Annotated in this window: 13 protein-coding genes; 11 read left to right on the forward strand and 2 right to left on the reverse strand. The window is 51.2% G+C overall.

The genetic code is table 11. The features are described from left to right. The first annotated feature begins 598 nt into the window (after positions 1-598). The 4 genes from IX84_RS15645 to IX84_RS15660 all read left to right on the forward strand — a co-directional run bounded on the left by IX84_RS15645 (position 599) and on the right by IX84_RS15660 (position 7853). On the forward strand, positions 599-3898 hold the full coding sequence (locus tag IX84_RS15645; RefSeq protein WP_160213801.1) for a NosD domain-containing protein: 3300 nt from the start codon (positions 599-601) through the stop codon (positions 3896-3898). Between the two features lie 68 nt (positions 3899-3966). Next, positions 3967-5730 (forward strand): PKD domain-containing protein, encoded by a 1764-nt coding sequence (locus IX84_RS15650; protein ID WP_160213803.1) that lies wholly within the window; start codon positions 3967-3969, stop codon positions 5728-5730. Positions 5731-5742: 12 nt separating this feature from the next. Next, positions 5743-7497, forward strand: a complete 1755-nt coding sequence (locus tag IX84_RS15655; RefSeq protein ID WP_044222759.1) for a PKD domain-containing protein — start codon at positions 5743-5745, stop codon at positions 7495-7497. Positions 7498-7568: 71 nt separating this feature from the next. After that, entirely contained in the window at positions 7569-7853 is a 285-nt protein-coding gene (locus IX84_RS15660) for a DUF4143 domain-containing protein (protein WP_044222763.1), read from the forward strand. 13 nt (positions 7854-7866) lie between these two features. Here the strand turns inward: IX84_RS15660 and IX84_RS15665 are convergent, their stop codons facing one another. Further along, positions 7867-9729 carry a hypothetical protein gene (locus IX84_RS15665; RefSeq protein ID WP_044222766.1) on the reverse strand — a complete coding sequence of 621 codons (1863 nt, stop codon included), beginning with the start codon at positions 9727-9729 and terminating at the stop codon, positions 7867-7869. A 430-nt stretch (positions 9730-10159) separates the two neighbouring features. Between IX84_RS15665 and IX84_RS15670 the strand changes: the two genes are divergently transcribed. The 5 genes from IX84_RS15670 to IX84_RS15690 all read left to right on the forward strand — a co-directional run bounded on the left by IX84_RS15670 (position 10160) and on the right by IX84_RS15690 (position 16000). Further along, positions 10160-12475 (forward strand): hypothetical protein, encoded by a 2316-nt coding sequence (locus IX84_RS15670; RefSeq protein WP_044222769.1) that lies wholly within the window; start codon positions 10160-10162, stop codon positions 12473-12475. Between the two features lie 10 nt (positions 12476-12485). Continuing rightward, positions 12486-13763: a dihydroorotase gene (locus IX84_RS15675; RefSeq protein ID WP_044222773.1), complete on the forward strand. Its 1278-nt coding sequence runs from the start codon at positions 12486-12488 to the stop codon at positions 13761-13763. Between the two features lie 69 nt (positions 13764-13832). Continuing rightward, positions 13833-14399 carry a DUF4199 domain-containing protein gene (locus tag IX84_RS15680; RefSeq protein WP_044222776.1) on the forward strand — a complete coding sequence of 189 codons (567 nt, stop codon included), beginning with the start codon at positions 13833-13835 and terminating at the stop codon, positions 14397-14399. A gap of 67 nt (positions 14400-14466) precedes the next feature. Beyond that, positions 14467-14973: a DUF4199 domain-containing protein gene (locus IX84_RS15685; protein ID WP_044222779.1), complete on the forward strand. Its 507-nt coding sequence runs from the start codon at positions 14467-14469 to the stop codon at positions 14971-14973. A 52-nt stretch (positions 14974-15025) separates the two neighbouring features. Further along, a complete protein-coding gene (locus tag IX84_RS15690) occupies positions 15026-16000 on the forward strand; it encodes a glycosyltransferase family 2 protein (RefSeq protein WP_044222781.1) in 975 nt (324 codons plus the stop codon). A gap of 63 nt (positions 16001-16063) precedes the next feature. Here IX84_RS15690 and IX84_RS15695 read toward each other — a convergent pair whose 3' ends face one another. Next, on the reverse strand, positions 16064-17587 hold the full coding sequence (locus IX84_RS15695) for a M20/M25/M40 family metallo-hydrolase (protein ID WP_052516050.1): 1524 nt from the start codon (positions 17585-17587) through the stop codon (positions 16064-16066). Positions 17588-17863: 276 nt separating this feature from the next. On the opposite strand from IX84_RS15695, the gene IX84_RS15700 reads away from it, so the two are divergent. Together IX84_RS15700 and IX84_RS15705 are read left to right on the forward strand one after the other, a co-directional pair. Continuing rightward, a complete protein-coding gene (locus IX84_RS15700) occupies positions 17864-20524 on the forward strand; it encodes a TonB-dependent receptor (protein WP_081968785.1) in 2661 nt (886 codons plus the stop codon). 159 nt (positions 20525-20683) lie between these two features. Further along, positions 20684-21631: a DUF4249 domain-containing protein gene (locus IX84_RS15705; RefSeq protein ID WP_044222791.1), complete on the forward strand. Its 948-nt coding sequence runs from the start codon at positions 20684-20686 to the stop codon at positions 21629-21631. Positions 21632-21736 lie beyond the last annotated feature (105 nt).

The raw sequence follows: 21736 nt of genomic DNA on the forward strand, positions 1-21736 counted from the left end.
TTTCACCGGAACACCGGGAAAGATTCCGATATTGGCATTGTGCTTATCCAGCGCCCTCAACTATGCTTTCTTTACCTATTAAATCCAAATATCGATGAATGTTTTAAATCCCCCCCCCCCCCCGCGCTTGCTCAATTGGCTTGCCATGCTGCTCCTGACCACCGCTTCGCCTCTTTCCGCACAGCTTTTGCTGCAAGAAGGGTTTGAGGTGGAAAGTTGTGTGCCTGTCAATCTTAATTGTGAGCCAGGGCTTACTGAATTGGTTGATGCTAACAATTGTCTGAATGGCTGGAGCCGGTGGCATGGATCGCCAAATATATCTATAAATAATAACCCCCCAGAGGGTACACAAGCCTTAAGGCTAAGGTGGGATTTGCCTGAGAACTTCCCACCAAACATTTTTTCTGAAGGAGTTATTGCTAATTTACCCTCCGGCTTAGCAGTGGGAGATGAAGTGCAGTTATCCTTACAGGTTTTTGTGAATTCAGGTAATGATATCTTAATTGAGCTTTTATTGAGTAATGGTATTCAGCCCATTCCATTACCAAATGGTGGCAATTCTTGCCTGCAACAGCCTGTAAATCCGAATAATTTTCAGATGCTTGCAAGCATTCCTGCTGATAATTTAGGAAGTAATTGGCAAACCATAACAGTGCCTTGTACCCAAGTGACCGGTAATTTCAATCAGCTAGCCCTTCGTTTAGCAACCGTGAATAACCCTAGCAATAACGGAAATCAAGGCAGTATTTTTTTCGACGACATCCAACTCCAAAAAGAGCCCACCTTCACTGAGCCCACCGCTACCATCACCAACATAACCGGTGACCTGTGCAGCGGCGATGCCTTATCGGTGACTTACGAGATATGCTCGGACGAAGACGTGATCCTGGATTTTACCCCTTTTGCCAGCCCTGCTAGCATTTCGATCATACCGCCCAGCCAAAGTGCCAGTGTCAGTTCTGGAATGTGTAAGACCTTCACTTTTACCTATAATGAAACAACAGAACTGCCTTTAGGGGCGCCTATTACGCTGGGGCTAAACTATACAGTAAGCTATGACGGTTCTGTTTGCAGCTACACCTCTACGGGGACGCTCAGCCAGTCTTTAGAAAAGTACTGCTTTGCCGAGGAAGCCTGCCTGCCGGATGGCCAGCCATTTTATGCCCTTTCCGGAGGCAACTTCAGTGCACTATTGAGTGAAGGGCTCCTTCCGCCAGCTCAAGCAGCTACCACCCCGCAGTTTTTGTACTTTGAAGGGGATGCGGTGGTGGATTTTGCCAGTTATACTTTTGCGCAAGGCTCCATATTGTATTTTGACGAAGGTGTGGAACTTACCGTACCTAATGGGAACAGTCTGGAGGGTCTTAAATCAGAGTTTAATGGATGCGAGCGCATGTGGAAAGGGATCACTGTGGAGGGCGGCGGGTTTTTATCCTTAGAATCCTGTACGGTATCGGGTGCCCAATACGCCGTGCAAGCCTTGCATAATTCAACCATACTAATTGCAAACAACTTCTTTCAGGACAATTACATTGGGATTTACAAGCCCAATACCATGTCAGCCTCGCCGGAGCAGGTCAATCAACCACTTCCGATTGCGGGCAATACCTTCGAGGGTACTGCGGCTGGCTTATTGCCGCCCTATCCCGGACAGGCACCTGCACCGGGCACAAGTGGGCTGGCAGGTATCGTAGCATCCAATTGCAACCTGCTGGAAGTGGGGATAGGGAGTACACCCAATAGTAACTTTTTCCGGGAGGTGCGCAATGGTCTGATCACCTTCAATACCGGCTTAAGGCTTAGAGGGGCTAATATCTCAGACCTGTCCGGTAGCTTTAACCCCACTACTATTGCGTTCCCTTCTGCCTTTGCCAACTTCCACAACCTAAGGGGGCATGGTGTTTTTTCGGGGCTTAACGACAACAGCGCTGCTCTGGTTTTTATTGGCTACAGCCACTTTGAGGGACTGACGCGCTGTACCCATATCGAGAACCAATCGGGCATTGCGACGGTCAATTTTGACTTGAATACTTCCATAGATACAAAGGATGGGCTGATAGCAGCTAACCACAGTGGGTCTACAGTTTTGAAGGAAGTATCCGATAATAACCTGGAATTTGAGCAATATGGGATTGCCGGGCTGAACAGCAGTGGTGTTATCCCATTCTTTGGTGTGCGCGGCAATACCCTAACCCAACTGAACAACAGCAGCTACCCTTTCACAGCTGGCGTGCTTTTCTCCAATGCCATCAACCCTTCGGGCAATAGCTTTGTCCGGGATAATTCAATAGGGATGACGGATGCTGACGGGCATGGCGTGTCTTTGTCCTTTGTAGACAGAGTGGTAGTGGAGCGCAACCTGGTCGCCCATACCGGCAGCTCCACGCTGATCAAGCAGGAAGGTGCCGGGATCCATCTTAGTGAAAGCGGAGATAACAACAACATCCGGGAAAACACCGTGACCTTCAATATGCAGGCTGAGCGCCACAATACCCGGGGCATTGAAGTGCTAAACACTGCCTACACTTACCTCTGCTGTAATACGACCGACGGGCACCGCACCGGGCTGCGCTTCAAAGGGGCTTGCCCTGATACCCGCTACCGTCAGAATGATTTCTTCGACCACGATACCGGGCTGCGCTGTGAGTCTGATGCCGTGACAAGCCTGCAAGCCCACGCTGGGAATGAGTGGCTGGGGAGTTATAGCATTCAGAAAGCACTTCATTCGGGAGGGAGTTTTGAAGTAGCCAATTCATTATACTTGGTTAATTTTAGTACAAATCCTCCCATGACAACTATGAACCCCTTACCCAATGTAAGTACGCCTAACACACCGCTACTATGGATACTTTCTGACGATGGCTTCGAAGCAGAAAACTGCGAAGCCGACCAGGTTTGTGGGGAAACCCGTAACCCCAAGCTTTCCCGCTATGATAGCACTGCTGTAGAAGGGGAATACCTGGGGGCCGGTGAATATGGCCCCACCCGGGACTGGCGGGGCAGGCGGTCGGTTTACCAAAAGCTGCAAGCCCATCCGGAACTGCTGAATGACAATCCACTGATGACCGCTTTTTGGGAAGAGGCCGCTAACACCGAAGTTGCAACGGTAGGAGAAATGGAAAACGGCACTCAGCGTTTGTTTGCACTGGATAGTGAGGCCGAAGCTCAGCTTGCTGAAAACGGCGCACAGTTGGAAGGGTATCTGCTTAGCATAGTTCAGCTAGACAGTATTTTGAGTACGGAGCTTTCACCGGTAGATTCAATAGCCTATCAGGCAGAGCGGGCCGAGCTCCGGGAGATGCTGGAAGGGGCTTTAGCGCAACGCTCTGGCTGGGTTGCAGATTGGTACAGCGGCGTACCAGCCGAAGCATCCGGTCTGCTCAACGCCGGTGGAGAAACAGCTACAGCGTTGCAGGCGACCGCTAACGAATGGACCGTCTTCCAGATACTGCTGGAAATGACAGCCACCTCATCCCCTGCGCTTTCCAGTGAACAATGGCAAACCCTCCTTCAAATTGCTCAGCAGTGCCCGGACGAAGGCGGAAAAGGCGTACTGCACGCCCGTACAGTGCTGGCAGCCTATGAGTCCATGGCGTACGATGATGAAGCACTCTGCAATCCCGAGCAGCCCTTTCAGGCACCGAGCTCCGGCAGCAGCACTGTCAGCGAATTGCGCGCCTATCCCAATCCGGTACAAAACAGCGTGACGCTACAGTGGCAGGATGCTGCTCAGGAGCTAAGCCTGTACAGAGCGGACGGGCAGCGCGTAGCCCAATTCAATCTGCAAGCTACTGACCGCTTTCTGGAGGTGGATTTAAGCGCTTACCCGAAAGGGCTGTGCATTGCTGTGGTTCATTTGATGGACGGCAGCACCCAAAGCGTAAAGGTCATTAAGTAATTGCTTCAAAAAAAGAAGCCATGCCACTTGAAGTTTTCAGGTGGCATGGCTTTTCTAATATACGAGTCATGCGGTATTTAATCGTTTGTTTACTTCTGTTTGGTAGCCCTCTTCTACACGCCCAATTACACGACTACAATTGGATGATGGGATACAGCGGTGGGGAAGGTACAGATACTACGAATGAGTTTGGGCTGATGTGGTGGAGGTTTGAGGATGAGAAACTTGAGGTCATTGATAACCAGGCAATAGGGCAAGCTACGCTTTGGTTTAATAACGCAGTTTACAGTGATAGTATTGGTCAACTATTCTTGTATTATGATGGTCAAGATGTTTATAATCAAACGCATTTGCCCATGGACGGTGGGGCCGATTGGCATGAGACCGAATATGCTACAGGATGGATAGGTACACAACTTGGTTTAGCTCTTCCACTCCCGGGCTCAGAGCGTCATGTTTCTATCGTTAATTCTACAACTAACTCTTTTCCTGGACTAACGGTAACCACAAACTTCGCTGGGGAAGGTTTATTGTTCTCTATCGTTGATCAAACAGAAAACGATGGTTTGGGCAGAGTGATACTACGCAAGGAAGAGATCTCACAAGACACTCTTGATCCTGGCAAATTGAGCGCCTGTCGTCATGCCAACGGTCGGGATTGGTGGGTGATTGTAGCCCGTTACACCTTGAATGAGTTTCACCGCTTCCTCCTTACCCCCAACGGGCTTGAATGGAGGGGCACTCAACAAATTGGTGAAGGAGGGAATATAGGTCTTGGGCAGGCCTTTTTTACACCGGATGGCAATAAGCATATCCGATATAACAGCGTAGGGGGCGGAGAGCAAGACCATTTATCCATATATGATTTTGACCGTTGTACTGGATTGCTCAGCAATCCCCGTCAGGAAGCTTTTGATCAGTTTGGTGGTGGCGGTGGGGCGTCAGTGGCAAAAGGCTCCCGGTATTTATACCTTGGAGCGGGTATTCATCTTTATCAATATGATCTTTGGGCAGCAGATATTCTTTCAAGCCGCACCTTAATAGCCGAATACGATGGTTTTATTGATTTTAACCCGACCACTTTCCACTCCTCCCAACGCGGCCCAGATGGTAAAATCTATATTTGCGGAGGTTTTGGTACTCGCTATATGCACGTCATCCACAATCCTGATGCGCCCTGCCCGGATTGCCGTATAGAACAACGTGGCCTAGAGTTGCCCACCTTCAATGCAGGCTCCGTCCCCAACTTCCCCAACTATCGCCTCGGCCCAATAGACGGCAGTCCATGCGATACCCTAGGCATCGACAATATCCCGCTCTCCCGCTGGCGCTATGAGCAGGATACGCTCACGCCCTTCACGGTGCAGTTTTACGACCTGAGCGACTACGAGCCGGCCACCTGGTCCTGGGACTTTGGGGAAGGCAGCAGCAGTATGGATACCCTGCCCGCTCATACGTTCCCCGGCCCCGGCACTTACGAGGTCTGCCTTACCGTCAGCAATGCCAATGGCAGTGACACGAAATGCAAAACGCTGGAGTTTACAGAGCCCGTCACGGCCACCGAGCAAGCGGAAACAGCCCCACTTGCCACTGCTTTCCCGAACCCCTTCCGGGAGCGCTTCAGCCTTTCGCTGCGGGCAGGTTGGCTGCCCGTACAAGCCGATGCCGTGGTATACGATGCGATGGGCAGGCCCGTCCTCACGCAGCGCCTGTCGGCCGGCTTCAACACGCTGGATTTGAGCGGGTGTCCGTCGGGCGTCTATACCTGGCGGGTGGAGGAGCAGGGGCGCGTGCTGGAAGTGGGGAAGGTGGTGAAGATTGGAAACCGTTAAAACTATTGTCTTATGCGGTATTTTATTGGTTGTTTACTTCTATTCGGTAGCGCTGTCCTACATGCCCAGCTTCACGATTATACCTGGCTTATTGGTTACGGTGGAGGGCCGGGCACGCCTACGGACGATAATTTTGGACTGTCTGAATTAGATTTTCACGGCGAGGAGCTGATCATCAAGGAAGTAGAGATCAGCGAAGCAGAATTTTACGCCAATAATGTCAGTTTTAGCGATGCAGATGGAAAATTAGTAATGTATTTTGATGGAATGAATGTATTCGGAAGTAACCATCACATTGCAGATAATGGCACAAATTGGTTCGAAGGGGAATTAGAAGGTGGATGGTATCAGGCTCAATCTAGTTTAGCTTTGCCTTCTTCGTTAGAACCTGATTGTGTTCATTTTATTAATATTGAGCAAAATCTATTAAGTATCCCTCCCGATACATTGGACGTTTTTGGTGAGAAGCTGTACTATTCTTGCGTAGTCAAGAACGAAAATGAGTTAACTGTTGTGATTAGAAAACAATTATTGCTTCATGATACCTTAACTCTTGGAAAACTAACTGTCTGCCGACACGGAAATGGCAGAGATTGGTGGCTATTAGTGCCAGAATTATATGGATGGAAAGTATTTCGATTTCTAATTACTCCTGAAGGAATCGAGCAGTATTCTGCGTTATTGTTGGATCAATGGCTTGCCGATGGATTGGGCCAAGCAAAGTTTAGCAGTAATGGAGCCCATTATATGCGGTATAATGGAATATCTTCTACAGCGGGCGAATGGGTAACGATTTGGGACTTCGACCGTTGCACCGGGCAGCTTAGCAACCGGCAGCAGGGCAACTTCCCAATCGGGGGCTCGAGCGGTGGTGCGGCTATATCCAAAAACAGCCGCTACCTGTACACGGCCTCCAACACTTTGCTCTACCAGTATGATCTTCAGGCTGAGGAGGTGCTCTCGACCCGAACGGTAATTGCCGAGTACGACGGGAATCTCGACCCTTTGCCTACTACTTTTTATCAGATGCAGCTGGCCCCGGACGGCAAAATATATATCAGCTCACCGGGGAGTGTGTTCAGCCTTCACGTTATTCACAATCCAGATGCAATATGCCCGGACTGCCGCATTGAGCAGCATAGTATCGAACTCCCATTTTATAACTATACCTCTATCCCCAATCAGCCCAACTACCGCCTCGGCCCCATAGACGGCAGCCCCTGCGATACCCTTGGCATCGACAATATACCGCTCTCCCGCTGGCGCTACGAACAGGATACGCTCACGCCCTTCACCGTGCAGTTTTACGACCTGAGCGACTACGAGCCGGCCACCTGGTCCTGGGACTTTGGCGAGGGCAGCAGCAGCACGGATACCCTGCCCGCTCATACGTTCCCCGGCCCAGGCACCTACGAGGTCTGCCTCACCGTCAGCAACGCCAATGGCAGTGATACGAAGTGCAAAACACTGGAGTTTACAGAGCCCGTCACGGCCACCGAGCAAGCGGAAATAGCCCCGCTTGCCACTGCTTTCCCCAACCCCTTCCGGGAGCGCTTCAGCCTGTCGCTGCGGGCAGGTTGGCTGCCCGTACAAGTCAATGCCGTGGTATACGATGCGATGGGCAGGCCCGTCCTCACGCAGCGCCTGTCGGCCGGCTTCAACACACTGGATTTGAGCGGGCACCCGGCGGGCGTCTACACCTGGCGGGTGGAGGAGCAGGGGCGCGTGCTGGAAGTAGGGAAGGTGGTGAAGATTGGTAATCGGTAATGCTTCTCTTTTACAAATCCCAGGTAAATCGTCTATAAGTTTGCGGTCAAATCCATTGGATTTTCAGCAGATTGAAGGGCCGGGCAGACCAGGGCGCGTTATGGGAGAATTTTTTAGTTGCAGAACGCATGAAATACCTGCACGCACGCCTGCGATTTCCCAGACAATACTTCTGGCGCACACATGACCATCAGGAGTTGGACTATGTGGAAGAAACAGATGGTCATCTTTATGGGGATGAGTTTAAGTGGAACCCGGAGAAAGCTAAGAAGCCGGTAGCTTTCGCGAAAGCTTACCCAAAAGCGGAGGTCCAATTACTGCATCAACATAATTTTGAGCCGTTCTTATTAGATTAATGAAGCCGTAACCTTAATTTTTGGGCACATACCGCTCCACCCGCACCTCATCCAAATACACCCGTTGCCCTGCCGGATTGCGTAGGTAAAGCCGCAGCTGCCAATCGGGCTCAAAGCCGCGCGGGAGCCGGAGGAAGAAAGCCGCCTCGCCCCATTGGTCAGGAGTACCGGCATGCCAGATGGAGTAGTCGCTGTTGCCGATGTAGGAAGTAGGGCGCATCAGTCGGCGTTTTTTGCGGCGCCCATCTGCATTTCGCAATTCAGCAAAGAGGATGATGCCCAGGTCCCGGTTCCAGATGCGGCCGGCTGCGGGCATATAGGCACGGAGGCTGATGCGGAGCCAATTGCCGGGCTGTGCTGCATCTAAAGCAATCTGATCAGACAGGGTATAGTCGCCATCAGGAGGCAGCAAAGCGCCCTGCCCCTGAAAAACCTGCTCAGTAGACCGGTTCGGAAGACCGGCAGACTCAAAGCCTTCCTGGAAAAGCAGGTCGGCTGCTTGTAGCGTGATCGTGTCACGGGGTTGCCGCTCCTTCGTGTCGAAGGCGACCATGGAGTGCCAGGTGGGCTGCAGCGTGCCGAAGGTTTCCAGGTAGAAAGCGGCATTGCCCCGCTCTGACCAAATGATGCCCTTCTTCATCTGCCAGGTTTGAAATAAGTTGAGCCAGGTGAAAAACAGCAGCCCCAGCCCCAATCCTGCGGCTGCCCAACTGTGCCTAAGTAAAGGTGCGAAACAGGCCCCCAATCCAAAAGCTAAAAGCGGATAGGTTTCCACCATCGGCCGGGAGCCCAGCCCCGGGAAGTAAGTCCAGGCGTAATAGGAATAGTGGATGTAGGCGTGCAGCCCCACCAACAGTGCAATGGGCAGCAGCTTGCCCGGAGCATGCCGGTGCAGGCGGAACAGCCCGATCAGACTGAAGAGCATCACCGGGGTGTAAATCAGCCAGCCATTAGAGAAGTCGAACCAGCCTTTGTAAATCATGGGCTGCAGGAAGTTGAAGCCTTCACCTTCGTAGGGATTGAAGTACAACTGCCCGCTCACATAGTACCAATATCCCAATTGCGGACTAAAGGCAAGCCCCAGCCCCAGCCCGGCGAGCAGAAGGAAAGCCGGCCGGCGCAGGAAGAACTGCCAGCGCTCGCGCAGGGTACTTGTGCTATTCACTCCCCACAGGAGCGGGATGAGCAGGCTGATGACTTCCGGCACCCGCGTCAGGGCAATCAGGCCCACGATCAGTCCGATACCGAATGCTTTGGCCCGGCCGGGGCGGTCGTAGAACCTTTCGGTGAGCCATAAGAGCAGGCAGTAATTGAAAAAGAGAAAACCGTGCGCCATCGTAACGTAGGTGGCATGGTAGAATACGTTGGTGGCAAAAGCAAGGGTAAGCAGCACCACCGCCGTCACCCTGCTGCTGAAATACCGCTGCAGGACCCGGCTGAGCAAAAAGAACCCTGCTATCAGGTAAACGATAGTCGACAAACTGACCGCCAGCAGGTAGGGCTTGCTCCAGCCATCTGCGGTGTAAGCATCAGTGGCTTTCGCCCAGGCGTGGGCCAGGAGGAAAAAGGGCGTTTCTATCACTGGCACGCCCAGGGTGTATTTGATATAGCGCCGCCCGCGTTCTGTGAGGCGTATGCCAAATTCATCCTCGCGGGGATCGGGAGAACCGGGGTTGGCGGCCTGCAGGCTGCTGATGGTCGCATCGTAGTCGCCAACATCCTGATTGACCCAAAAAGAGACCACATGCAGGTAGTAGCTGTTGCTGTCGCCGTAGTACAGGGCTTCATCCCACCGGTCGATGAGCACGTAACCAGCCAGAAAAAGCAGGGCGATGGCGAGCAGGGCCCGTCTGATGATGGGAGGAGTGGTATCCAATGGCCTGGGTTTGGTTTCGGGGCTGAAGATAAGAAAGGTTGGGTTGTTTTATGGGCGTTTGGGATTGAATTCGCGCGAAGTCCGTGGAGGGGTTTCACGCAGAGATCGTGGAGGAGGTTCGCGTAAAGTTCGCAAAAGGGTTTCACGCGGAGATCGCGGAGGGTTTTACGCAGCGGTTGCGGAGCGTGTTCATGCAGAGAAAGTCTGATCTATCCTATCCAGCCAGGTATGCCAAACGTAGCGTTGAGTGCATCGTGGCTCATTCTTTGCGCACGCTGCGTGAAACCGGGTACACTGTATGGCTTTGCGCCCTTTGCGTGAAAAAATTGCCAGCCCTATTGCGGTCTATATGCGAGGGTCTTTCCCTGAAACCCCACCTCATTTCCTCCCAAAAACGTACATTTGCTCCTAAACAAGGAACGCCGCCACCATGAAGGACCGCTTTTCAGATGCAAACCTTGGCCGCCTGGCTGTTATCGTGCTTGGTATTGCCTTGCTTTGGTTGCGCTTCCCTGATTTCTTTGCCACGCCCAATCTGGTCATCGAGCCCTATGCCGATGGCCTTAAGGCGTACACCAATATCGAATACCACGCCCGCCACGACAGCTCCTTCACCTACTTCGAAGGGATGAACTACCCCTACGGCGATCATGCTTCGGCTGCCGTTACGCAGCCCCTGGTCTCCGGGCTCATTAAAGTCGTGAGTGATTACGTGGTGGACATCACAGGCTATACCCGGGCGATTGTCAACTTTTCGCTGCTGATTGGGATTTTGCTGGGTGCTTATTTTCTCTACCTGTCTTTTCTGCGGCTCGGGACGGCTCCGTGGTGGGGCGCATTAGCGAGCCTTGGTATCGTCTTTTTATCCCCTCAAATTTACCGGTTTATCGCGCACTACGGTTTGTCGCATATTGAGGTCATTCCCATATTATTTTACCTCCTCATCCGGCTGGAGGAAGCGCACAGCCTGAAGTACAGCCTTTGGATGGCCGTGGCGCTGCTGGTCTTCCCGCTTATCCACTTTTACTATTTCGTCATTATGGCGATGACCATATCCTTTTATTTTTTCTTTGGCTTTTTGCGAAAGCCCACCGTACGCCGGTTTTTTCGCTATCTGCTGCACTTTAGTGTGCAAATTGGGCCGCCGCTGGTCTTCTTTTATATTTGGATGTACCACAATAATCCGGTGACAGACCGTGCAGCGCGGCCCTGGGGTTTTTTCCACTTTCATTCTATCTGGGAGGATATTGTCACCTCCACAGCCATGCCTTATTTTGCCTGGATCAATGAGGAGGTGATCGCCATTCAGGATGGGGGCTTCGAAGGTAAAGGATACATTGGGCTGGTGGCGTTAATTGGCCTTTTGGTGCTTACCATTCGCTGGGTGAGCAGTGGCTTTAAAGCGTCATTTGTGCAGGCAGGCGGTGAGTTGCAGCCGTTCCTAAATAAAATGATGCTGACGAGCCTGGTGCTCCTGCTCCTGTCTTTTGGGCTACCGTTTACTATTCCGGGGCTGGAGGGGCTGCTGGATTATACAGGCCCCTATCAGCAATTCCGGTCGGTGGGGCGCTTTAACTGGCCTTTTTACTACGCCATCAACCTGATTGTCTTCACTGAGCTTTGGGCATGGATAGACCAATCCAAAGCACAGTGGAAGCTGAGGCTGGGCATTGGGGCTTTGCTCTTGCTGGGCTTTGAAGCCTATCATTCCTGTACCGACCCCGACTTGAAACTGGATGACATCCGGCAATTGCACGAAGGCGAGACTTTTGCCGATTTACCAGGCATCGACTACCGGGAATTTCAGGCGACCGTCCCCCTGCCGTATTTTAACCTTGGCAGCGATAACTTCTGGATTGAAGCATCTGGCAATGTAATGCCATGGACACTCATTCTGGGTATGCAAGCAGGGCTTCCTACCACAGGTGCTGCCCTGACTCGTACCAGCCGGAGTCAGGCGTACAATCAGCTGCAGCTGGTTTACGAACCCTATCGCATCCCGAAAATTCTGGAAGACTTCCCCAATGAAAAGCCACTGTTGCTGGTACTGGGCAAGTATCAGTTTGAGCAGCAGAAAGCCCATTTCGAGCATATGCTTACCGGTGCTCAACTGCTTTTTGAGAATGATCAGTATGCCCTCTACCGCCTGCCCCTGACGGCTTTTGAAGAACGGATTGAAGCCAGGTTACGGGACATCAATTACACGCTCAAAGCAGACAGTGCGGCTTTGTACCCGGTGGCCGGTTTTCTTTCCCGGGATTCCACGCATAACTTTTACTACGAAAGTTTTGATACCCTGTCCGCAGAACGGTACTACCGTGGCGGAGGGGCTTTTGTCGGGGAAGTCAGTCAGCCGAATATCCTGTTTGATAGCACTTTGCCCCGGCAGTATGGTACGGGCTGGTACACGTTTTCCACCTGGATTTACGTGGATGTAGACCGTCTGGCGACTGGCTTTTTTCATATTGAGGAGTATGAAGCTGAAAGCGGGGAGCGTTTGCAGGAACAGCACTACCGCATCTACGACCACTTCCGTACCTTTGATCATAACGGATGGGCACTGGTGGAAATGGGCTTTATCCCGCAGCGCTCCGACAGCCGTATCCGGTTTTGGGTAGACAATCAGGACATCGGAGAGGCACCACTTTTTGTCGATGAGCTGCTCATCCGGCATGATATTGCAGAGATTTATCAGAAAGGGCAGCATTACCTTTTTAAGAACAACCGGTGGTATCCGGTAGAATAATCACAGGCGCATGGACTTGCATATTAAGAACGCTACCATCATCGCACCAGGCAATCTGCATCATAAGCAGGTGCGTAGCATATTGATCAGGGAAGGGTATATTCAGAAAATCGGGGAAACACCCTTTGAAGGGGAGGATGCCCCTGTACTGGAAGCGGAAGGGCTACACCTGTCCATCGGCTGGATGGACTTCGGCGTGCAGGTGGGCGACCCCGGCTTGGAGCATCGCGAGACCCTGCATACCGCAGGCGCAGCGGCGGCGGCTGGTGGATTTACGGCAGTAGCCGCATTTCCCAATACGGACCCGGTTATTGATTCCAAGTCTGGGGTGCAGTACATTCGTCGAAATGCTGAAGGCAAGCTCGTCAACTTCCATCCCATGGGCGCGCTGACCCTGAAGTGCGCGGGCCGGGAAATTACCGAGATGATCGACATGCAGCGGGCTGGCGCGGTTGCCTTCACTGATGGCCCCATCGCTTTGCAGCATACCGGGGTGATGCTTCGGGCGCTCAATTACGTTAAAGCCTTCGGAGGAGTAGTGATTAATCAGCCGCTCGAGGACCACCTGCGGCACGGCGGGCAGGTGCACGAAGGCATCGTTTCTACTTCTCTGGGAATGCCGGGCATTCCATCGATAGCTGAGGAGGTGATGGTACGCCGTGATTTGCACCTGCTAGAGTATACCGAAAGCCGGTTGCACCTCGCTAATATCTCCACCGCGGGCGCCGTGCAAATGATACGCGAAGCCAAAGCCAAAGGGCTACAGGTAACCGCAAGCGTAGCCATTATGAACCTGGTCTACGAAGACGAAGCCACCTCTACCTTCGACTCCAATTTCAAAGTACTACCACCCCTGCGGAGTGCTACCGACCGGGCCGCATTGAAAGCGGGCGTACTTGACGGCACTATCGACATTATCGCCTCCAATCACCAACCGCTGGAAGAGGAAGCTAAAAAGCTGGAATTCCCCTACGCGGAGTTTGGGGCAACCGGGCTGGAGACGTTGTACGCTTTATGCCGAACGCACCTGAGTGACTGGCTTACCGATGAACTGCTGATTGAGAAAATAGCTGGCAATCCCCGCCGCATTCTGGGGCTGGACTTACCCGAAATCAAAGAAGGCGCAATGGCAGAGCTGACCATCTTTCAACCGGATGCCCAATGGGTGTACGATCGCAACCGGGTATATTCCCGCTCCCTGAATTCACCAGTGCTGGGGCAGGAACTGCGTGGGCGTGCCCTCGCCGTAGTGAATAACAATCAGTCGTTTGTAAATGCCCATTCATAGAAAATACCGGCAAGGGAGTAGGAATTGTCCGATATTGAAGCTTATTCACCAACTTTAACCATTACACTTATGAGTACGCTTGACAATCCTAATGAAACCATTGACCCTAAGGAAGTCTCTCCATGGCCTACCGGCAGCCGGCACGGTTTACTGGCCGGTTTAGTACTAATCATAGTCGGGTTGATTATTCACATGACAGGCATGGTGGACTACACCGGGCAAAACTCAGGCGGGAACTGGATTTCCAATATTGCTACCTGGGGTGTGATGATTGCGGCTATTGTATTGGCAGTGCGTCAGCACAAAGAGCAGGAACTGGGCGGATTTATCAGCTTTGGGCGCAGTTTTTACGTGGGCTTTATTGTGTCTCTGCTCATCGCGCTGACTTCTGCCATCTGGGGCTATATTTTCTTTGCCTTCGTGGAGCCCGGGCTGATTGATACTATGATGGAGGTTAGCCGCGAGCAAATGATTGAACATCAAGGTATGAGCGAAAGTGATGCCGATCAGGCCATGAGTTACATGACCTGGATGATGAATCCAGCTATGCTTTCGGTATTCGCAGCCGTAGGCTCCCTGATCGCTGGTATTATCTTTTCACTGATTATTGGTGCCATTATGAAGCGGGAAGCTTAGGCTATCTTTTGGATCATACTGTTTTTTGCTTTAGCCCCCGTATATTTGCCGTACAATCAATAAGCATATGCTAAAGCAAAACCGAGGCGTCAAGTACGGCATTATAGCAGGTGGGATTACCGTGGGTATCTACCTGCTATTTTATTTGATCAATAAGGAGCTGGTTTTCAATTCTTTCCTAAACTGGGCAACAGTGGGGCTCTATCTGGCTGTCGCCTGGAAAGCGATTGATGATGAGCGGCAGGCTATTGGCGGAAAGCTGGAGTTCCAGCAGGCGCTTAAGGTCGGCTTTACTGTCTTCGTGGTAGCCAATCTGGTGTACTACCTCTATTACTATCTGCTGCATGGTGTTTTTGATCCGGGGCTCGAAGAGGTACAGCGGGCTGTAATGTCTGAGACCCTGGAAGCCCGGAAAGAGATGCTAACGGAAGAGCAGTACGATGCTTTTAAAGAATCGTTGGAAGGAGATGGGCTGAAGGTTGGCTTTCAAAACACCCTGCTGACCTACGCCCGCAGCCTGATCGGATACTTCCTGATTTCCCTTGGCCTGGCGGCATTAGCCAGCCGGAAATGATCATCTTTTCTAACTTTTGCGCGTTCTTCACTTTAAGACCAGAAGCTGATACATGGATATTTCAATCGTCGTCCCGCTTTTTAATGAGGAAGAATCCCTGCCGGAGCTGGAAGCCTGGATCCGCTGGGTGATGGAAACGCATGGTTTCTCCTACGAAGTTGTATTTGTGGATGATGGCAGCCGGGATGGCTCATGGCAGGTGGTGGAACGTCTGGCTCAGGAGAACACCTGTGTCCGGGGCATTAAGTTTCGCCGCAACTACGGGAAATCTGCTGCCCTCAACCGGGGCTTTGCTGTCGTACAGGGCGATGTGGTGGTCACCATGGATGCAGACCTGCAAGACTCCCCTGAGGAACTGCCGGAGCTTTACCGCATGATTACAGAAGAGGGGTATGATATGGTGTCCGGCTGGAAGAAAAAGCGCTACGATCCGGTGCTTACTAAGAACCTGCCAAGTAAGTTTTTCAATTGGACGGCCCGCCGCATGACGGGCATCCACCTGCACGATTTTAACTGCGGGCTAAAGGCTTACCGCAATGCCGTAGTCAAAAGCATAGAGGTGTACGGCGATATGCACCGTTACATACCGGTCCTCGCCAAATGGGCGGGATTCAAGAAAATAGGGGAGAAGGTGGTGCAGCATCAGGAGCGTAAATATGGCACCACTAAATTTGGTATTGAGCGCTTTATACGCGGGCCGCTGGATCTGCTCTCGGTCATTTTTATCTCCAAGTTCGGCAAACGGCCCATGCACTTTTTCGGTATGTGGGGCGTTTTTATCTTCGTCATCGGCTTCTTTGCCGCAGGTTATATTGGCATCAGCAAATTGTACCGTCTGAGCCAGGGGCTGCCTACAATTCTGGTGACGGACAATCCCTATTTCTACATTTCTCTTACCTGTATGGTTATTGGTACGATGTTGTTCCTTTCCGGCTTTTTGGCCGAGCTGATCTCGCGCACGGCTTCTGACCGAAACAGCTATCTTATTGAGCGGGAAATCGGATCAGGCAAGGCAATGACAGAGTAATAAAAAGGCACGTACCAATGCTGAAGCTGATACGTGCCTTTCGTTCCTGCTGGAATCTATTGCTTAGCGTTCGTACAACTGCTTGCCAACTTCCTCATACTTATCGCCTTCCACCCAAAAGGGGCGGTCTTCGTCATCCGCAATCAGGCGTGCCGTGCGTGCCAGCGCCTGACAGAACTTCTGTAGGTAATCGAAGTCGATGGAATCCGGGTTGTCAGCTGCCTGATGGTAATAGGTACTGATTTCCTCATCAAACGAAGTCAAACCGGGGCTAAAGCACATGGCCGGCACACCTAGTTTTGCAAAAGATACATTATCAGAGCGGTCGAAGAGGTTCTGCTCCGGTGCAGGGTTGGGGAATACATCAAGCCCGAAAATGTTAGAAGCTGCTTCCACAAGTCCGTCTGTTCCGGTGCGGCCGAAGCCTACGATGGAAACATAGGAGGGGTCGTTGTAGCCTGCACCATCTGTATTCAGGTTGAAAATGACCTGTTCCATTGGGATGAGCGGGTTTTCGGCGTAGTATTGACTACCAAGTAAGCCGATTTCCTCACCGGTCACTGCCAGGAAGATAACGGAACGTTTGGGAGGCGCTTCTGCCAGTGCCTGCAGGGCACCGAGAAGTGCGGTCGTTCCCATAGCGTTGTCCCGGGCACCGTTGAAGATGCTGTCCTCCGGTGTGTAGGGAGAGCCACCATTCTTACCGGTACCAACGTGGTCGAAGTGAGCCGTGATAAGCAAATATTCGTCCTTTAATTCCGGATCGGTGCCTTCCAGCAATCCGATGACGTTGTTGGAAGTGACAGCCCGGCGGGAGAAGCCCTCACTGCTCAGCTCCACCTTTGTCTTTTTGCTATCCTTCATGGCATTGAAGGTCTCTTTGTTTTTTTCCTTGATCCAGCCATAAACAAAGTTGGGGTTGGATTTGGTGGTCTCCATTTTATCAGCCAGGTTAAGGCTTTCCTTGCCAAAGTAAGACAGGAAGAACTGCCAGGGGAACTGCAGGCGGTAGAGCTCGATCAGGCCAACCGCGCCTTTTTCTTTAGCCAGTTTACGCTTTTTGCTCATGGAGTTGAAAACGGTCAGCGGGTCTTGTCCCTCCGGCGTGCCAGGCAATACGAAAACGAGTTTACCTTCCACATCAAGCTTGTCATAGTCATTTATACCTGTTTCCTCGTCCACCCAGCCATAATTGGCAAAGACGGCTTTGGTCTTAGTCGGTTCAAGGTTGCCGGTCATCATCAGCAGGTTGTCGCCCTGTGTGTAGGTCTCGTCCTCAATGACGATCTTAGCCGCAGATGGAGGCGTAATGGCTTCAAAGGGGACAGGCTGGTAGTAGCCCTGAGCGCCATCCACTTGCTTTAGGCCAAAGGTGGCGTACTGGGAGGCGATGTAAGCAGCCGCAATATCGTTGCCCATTTCGCCGGTGCGCCGGCCCTGCAGGGCATCAGAAGCCAAAAACCGGAGGTGGGCTTCCATATCGGCCTTGGTGATGTCAAATTCAGGGGCCCGGCTGTCGCTTTGCGCCTGAGCAGTTGTTAAGCAAATAAAGGCAAGCCAACTTGCCAGGATTGTCAGTTTTTTCATTAATTCCAATGGTTTGGTTACACGAGTCCTGTCCTTATTAGAGGAGGTTCCTCAGATAAGGGTTAAAGGTAATGATACAGGACGGAATGATCGGTATTGAATCTACGGAAGTATCGAATTGGAAGATTGATGACGCCATTAGCCCGCTGAAAGGCCGCAGATGCTGCTATACGTCTGGTGTTCAACCGCTAGTGTCTCCCCGCTGTTGTTAATCCTGAAAAATCCCTGTATTTTTGGAAATAGGAATAGCGACTTTCCTGATCCGCAAATGCCTTTATGAAGCGACTTCTACTTTTAATATTGCTTACCATCCCTTGTGCTTATGTGCTGGTTGCTCAGGGAGTGCTGGATCAACAGGTCTCTGCTGAGTTTTGGGAGGTATCGCTAGAGGAAGCGCTCTACCGGCTGGGCGACGAGCATGATTTACGGTTGTCCTTTTCCAACGATATCCTTCCTCCGAAGGTCATTACGGCAAAGTTCGAGCAGCGCACTATCGGAAGTGCTTTAGGCCAGCTACTACAGGATACGCCCCTAAGGATTAAAGAGCTTGGTGGGCAAATTGTGATTTTCTTGCCAGTTGATCTTGAATTCACCATCAATGGTATTTTGGTGGATGCCAGTACAGGTGAACGCCTGATCGGTGCCAACATCTACGATAATAAAAGTGGCAAAGGCACGGTCACTAATGAGTATGGTTATTTTAGTATTACCCTTCCAGCTGGCCCGGTAGCGCTGGATTTCTCTTACGTTGGCTATGGCACTCTTTCTTCTGATTTCTATTTAATGGACAATCAGCGCCTCGACCAGCAACTACGGTCTGACCTTCAGTTGGAGCCAATAGAAGTGGTGGGGTACAAACCCAGGGTTGACCCGAAAATGGTACAATCCGGAGGGGCGACACAGCTAAACATGGAGCAGTTGGAACAGCTGCCGGCTTTGGCTGGGGAGTCTGACCTGGTCAGGGCCTTACAGTTGCTGCCCGGTGTTCAATCTGGTACAGATGGATTGGATGGGCTGCATGTACGGGGCGGAGGCAATGGTCAGAACCTGATCATGATCGATGGTGTACCGGTCTACAACATATCTCATGCAGCGGGGCTGTTCTCGGTATTTAATACGAATGCCGTCAAAAGTGCCCAGCTCTATAAAAGTGGATTCCCTGCCCGTTTTGGTGGGCGTTTATCTTCCGTTCTGGACATTCGTACCCGTGACGGCAACAACCAGCACTATGAAGCTGAGGCAAGCCTTGGGCTTTTGTCAGGCCGGATGACGCTGGAAGGGCCGATTCAGAAAGGTAAAAGCAGCTTTATCGTTTCCGGCCGCCGTAGCCTGATTGGCTGGTATTTGCAGCCGCTTGCCGAGAGCATACGTTCAGAAGAGGACCGGCAGAGCCTGGTAGACTATGATTTTTATGACGTTAATGCCAAACTGAACTTTACGCTTTCAGATCGGGACGACCTTTACTTTAGTTTTTATACAGGCAAGGATGCTTACCGAAACCGAAGCCTGGCATTGGATACTCTGTTCACTCAGGATACCAGCGTCTTAGAGCCTGTACCTTTTCTCTCCTCCAGAAGTGCGCTGGAGGAGATGACCTGGGGGAACACCGTGACTTCCATGCGATGGACTCATCTGTTTGGCGATCAGCTGTTCGCAAGCCTCACTGCTTCTTACAGCGGGCTGGATGTGGGCATTACTTACGAAAGGGGCGATTCTCTGACGAATGCAAGGTCTGGGAGTGTAACGGACCGGTACATTAGTATAGGGAGGTACTTTTCGCAAATTGATGATTTTGGTGTGCGGCTTGACTTTGACTACCGGCCTGCGCCTGTACAATCGCTTCGGTTTGGGGTTTTTGCCACCCGTCATCTGTTTGAACCAGGCCTTTTATCACTCGAACTGGTTGAGAAATCAGATACCCTCCGGCAGCCCCGGATGCAAGCCAGGGCCATATCTGCCGTTGAATTTGGGGGCTATCTGGAAAATATCTGGCAGGTTAGTCCGGAGGTTAAGGTAAATGCCGGGCTTCATCTGGCTGCATTTCAGGTAGATGGGCAGACTTACTCCTCTTTGCAGCCCCGGTTGATTGCCAACTGGAGCATTAATAACCGTCTTCTGCTGAATGGCTATCTGAGCAAAATGACACAGTTTGTCCACCTGCTTTCCAACTCTACACTTGGCCTGCCCAATGACCTCTGGGTGCCTAGTACTGCATCCGTTAAGCCGGAGCAGAGCTGGCAGTTTGGTTTGTCTTCGACCTGGCAGTTTGGGGAAGGCTGGCAGCTTACCGGCGATATGTACACCAAGTATATGAGCCAGCTGCTAACTTACTCGGAAGGGGCGCTGTTTTTTAATAATTGGGAAAGCAATCTTACCTCAGGGACAGGACAGGCATATGGCATGGAGCTGCTTTTGGAAAAACGGCAGGGAAAGACTACCGGATGGGCATCCTACGGGCTGGCCTGGGCGGACCGGCGCTTCCCACTCGTAAATAACGGGAGGCGGTACCCTTATAGGTATGACCGCAGGCACAGCCTTACCCTTGCTTTCGTGCATGTCTTCAACGAGTGGCTGGAGTTTTCCGGATCATGGGCAATGAATTCCGGTTTTGCTTTTAGCCTTCCGCAGGGGCGTTATCAGGTTTTCCTGCCTGGAGTCGGGAGCATCAACGTCGTTGATTATGGAGAAAAGAACAGCTTTCGGATGCCCGTTTATCACCGCCTGGATTTTGGGGTAAACCTTTACATCGAAGCAGAAAGGGTTCGGCATACTTTAAACCTGGGCGTTTATAACCTGTATAACCGCCGAAACCCATTGTATTACAATCTGGAAACCCGCTATGTAACCGAGGGCAGCGAAATAAGGGAAGACCGCCGGTTTAGCCCGGTATGGTTGTTGCCATTAATCCCTGCACTGAACTATTCTTTAAAATTATAATTGTATATTCGCTGACATCTCCTTATATTTTAGGGGATATTATTGCTAGAGGGGGGCTCTTCGCCGAAACCCTATTTATGCCGGAATAATATTTTGACAAACCGCTTTGATTTTAATGTTTGTTTTAAGTGTTTTTGGTATGGAGAAAACGGATAGTTTATGCCGCGTTTGATTTTTTTACCGATTTTTTTGGCTATGCTAAGCTTTGTGCTTAGTTGTGAAAAAGTCTTTGACGTTAATTCGGCTATAGATGCCCGTTCGTCTGAACTCGTGGTGGTAAGCAGTTTCACACTGGATCGGACATTACAGGTCTATGTATCTTCCTCCGGAAGTATCCTTGATGATGAGCCAATCGCTTATATCGATAACGCTATTGTAGAGCTCTACCGCAATGAGGAATTTCTGACTCAACTGAGCTTTTCTGAAGATAAGGACAAGATATCAAACCTGCCATTCTATTCTGCAGGAGATTTCCAGCTCCAGGTCGGGATCAAATATACCATTAGGGTGGATGCGCCGGGCTTTGAGACGGTCACTGCCCATAGTCAAATCCCTACGCCTGTCAAAATGGTTTCTTCTGAGATTTCGGATTTGCAGTTTTCTGAGATGACGGGAGAAAAGGAAACTCTGGTCCGTTACCGCGTTGGAATCGCCTTCGAGGATCCCGGGCAGATAGATAATTACTATCACATCAACCTGCTGCAACAATTTAGAGAATATGCAATTATTGAGAATGACACCCTGTATTTCAGGGAGGAAATGAGGCCTGTAATTTTTTCGAACCAACTGAATACCAACTTTCAGGTCGCTCATGTTGGTGGAGGTTTGTTGTTGGCAGATGAAGATCAGGATGGCCAAACCATCCGGTTAAACCTACCCGTTGAATTTAGTTATTTGCCGAACCGTGATGAGCTGGGTAAGCTCTTTATCGAGCTGCGGGCGGTTTCCAAGGAGTATTACCAATACTTCTCAACCATAAGCAGGCAGAATGGCGTGTCGGACTCCCCCTATGCTGATCCTGTAATCGTTTACGATAATATTAACGGCGGGCAGGGGGTTTTCGCAGGGTTTAGCACTTCCAGCGACTCCCTTGTTGTTGGGTATTGACGTTTCCTGACTCCCCGTTTTACACGCTCCGCCTTTACATACTTTCCCTACTCTGGTTATTTTGTTATACAGTTCATCTGAAAAAACTTCTTCTTCGCATAGGGG

Source organism: Phaeodactylibacter xiamenensis, assembly GCF_000759025.1.
GTDB lineage: Bacteria > Bacteroidota > Bacteroidia > Chitinophagales > Saprospiraceae > Phaeodactylibacter > Phaeodactylibacter xiamenensis.

Coding starts and splice junctions, on each gene's coding strand:
- IX84_RS15705 (WP_044222791.1), top strand. CDS start 20,684: ATGCCGCGTTTGATTTTTTTACCGATTTTTTTGGCTATGCTAAGCTTT.
- IX84_RS15670 (WP_044222769.1), top strand. CDS start 10,160: ATGAAGGACCGCTTTTCAGATGCAAACCTTGGCCGCCTGGCTGTTATC.
- IX84_RS15690 (WP_044222781.1), top strand. CDS start 15,026: ATGGATATTTCAATCGTCGTCCCGCTTTTTAATGAGGAAGAATCCCTG.
- IX84_RS15650 (WP_160213803.1), top strand. CDS start 3,967: ATGCGGTATTTAATCGTTTGTTTACTTCTGTTTGGTAGCCCTCTTCTA.
- IX84_RS15700 (WP_081968785.1), top strand. CDS start 17,864: ATGAAGCGACTTCTACTTTTAATATTGCTTACCATCCCTTGTGCTTAT.
- IX84_RS15695 (WP_052516050.1), bottom strand. CDS start 17,587: ATGAAAAAACTGACAATCCTGGCAAGTTGGCTTGCCTTTATTTGCTTA.
- IX84_RS15680 (WP_044222776.1), top strand. CDS start 13,833: ATGAGTACGCTTGACAATCCTAATGAAACCATTGACCCTAAGGAAGTC.
- IX84_RS15675 (WP_044222773.1), top strand. CDS start 12,486: ATGGACTTGCATATTAAGAACGCTACCATCATCGCACCAGGCAATCTG.
- IX84_RS15645 (WP_160213801.1), top strand. CDS start 599: ATGCTTGCAAGCATTCCTGCTGATAATTTAGGAAGTAATTGGCAAACC.
- IX84_RS15685 (WP_044222779.1), top strand. CDS start 14,467: ATGCTAAAGCAAAACCGAGGCGTCAAGTACGGCATTATAGCAGGTGGG.
- IX84_RS15655 (WP_044222759.1), top strand. CDS start 5,743: ATGCGGTATTTTATTGGTTGTTTACTTCTATTCGGTAGCGCTGTCCTA.